This is a genomic window from Campylobacter concisus, assembly GCF_002913765.1.
Lineage (GTDB): Bacteria > Campylobacterota > Campylobacteria > Campylobacterales > Campylobacteraceae > Campylobacter_A > Campylobacter_A concisus_BB.
Window position 1 is genome coordinate 1 of the sequence record NZ_PPCH01000018.1, and the last position, 1,713, is coordinate 1,713.

Consider the following 1,713-nt stretch of genomic DNA (forward strand, 5'->3'; position numbering starts at 1 on the left):
ATCAAACAGCACCGCTTCAAAGTGCGAGGAGCTATTTAAGCCATTTGCCGATAAGCTAAATTCTCTTTTAGCCTCCCAAACATCAAATAAATTTAGTACCGAAAATATCTACTGCGTAAATTTAACCTCCTCTTCTACGTCTAACGCTTCAAGGATAAATAAGCTTTTAAAAAGAAGAGAAGAAGAGCTTTATAAGCAAGAGGATATGCTCATACTCTGCCCTATAAAGACGGCTACTCCTATTAGGATATTTCAGCCTAAAAAGAGCAACTTTACCATCGTGCTAGCCAGTCAAAGCGAATTTGACTGCAGCGAGCTAAACCCAAAAGAGCTAAACCCTAGCAGACCAAACTATGGCAAGCTAAATTTATGCGAGCTAATACTCACTGACTTTAAATTTGACTCTTACGAAAAAGAGAACAAGGGCGCTTCATCTGATAGAGATATCAAATTTAAAAACGCAAAGACAAAGTCAGATAGTGTGATCCTTTATAAAGAAAACGATGATGGCAAAGATGATAAAAACAAGACAAAGGGTGCTTGCTTTACTAGCATAAGGCAAAGTAGCGATGAGATAGAGTACAAGCTAGAAAATGGTGTTGTAAAGATGAGCCACTTCCCCCTACCCTCATCTAAAGATGAATATCTAAATTTCAACATTCTAAATTTCGCTAAGGAGAATAACTTTACCCTTAGAGATGATAAAGACTCAGCTATGTTTGATATGAAGCTTCGTCTAGCTCTTGGTAACAATGTAGTACCTACATCAACATCTAGCTCAAGCCTTGCTCTAACACTAGATAATCTCATCATTGAAAACGAAAAAGGTGAAGCTAGTGATATAGATAAGATATATCTTCACCACTGCGGTGATAAGAGTATATATGAGAGTACATCTTTAGTTAAAAATAAAGACTCAGATATCAAAAACTCATATAGGGCTACATTTAATATACCTATAGATAGAAATGATAAGAAAGATACTAAGCTTATAGTCTATTCATCTGATCTAAGTAAAATTTATGATACTAAAAGCATACATGCCTACACTGGTACAGCTATCATATCTATAGGATATAAAGATAAAAGTGGTGCTAGCTTTAGCTATACAAACAAGGTATCTTTAAGAGATATAACAGATCATATAGTAAATGTAGTCTCTGATAATGAGTATCCATTTAAGACAAATGAAGAGATAAGCCTAAAGGCTATATATAAACAAGAAAAAGGTAGTAAGAGGTATAAAGAGGTACTTTGGGGATATATGGTGATAAAGAGCATAGAGTATAACGAAGTATCTAAAGAAAAACCTAGAGAGGTGGTAGAGCTAAAAGATAAAAAGGGTAAAGAGATAAGATTTAAAATTTCAGATCTTATAAAAAAAGATGATCTAGACAAGCTAAAGCAAGGTGGTCATACTATAGTATTTTTTGCATATCTTGAAGGAGAGAAGGATAAATTTAAATACAAAAGCGTATATGGTAAAAACCATATAAGGATAGATATAAAGATACCTCTATATATTAAATTTAAAGATGACAAGCTAATCATATATGAGTTTGAGCATGCTATAAAAGAGAAGAGCTTTAAAGCTAGTCTAAATCATGATGATGCCTTAGTAAATAAAAGTGGCTACTTATATATAAGTAAAGATATGTCAGCACAGGATATAAATATCTATGAAGATGACAAACTTACTAAAGAGCTAAAGAG

Annotated in this window: 1 protein-coding gene; it reads left to right on the forward strand. The window is 33.3% G+C overall.

The window, feature by feature from the left end:
* Positions 1-1,713 (forward strand): hypothetical protein (locus tag CYO89_RS10370; protein ID WP_181001890.1); only part of this gene is annotated, 1,713 nt, incomplete at both ends.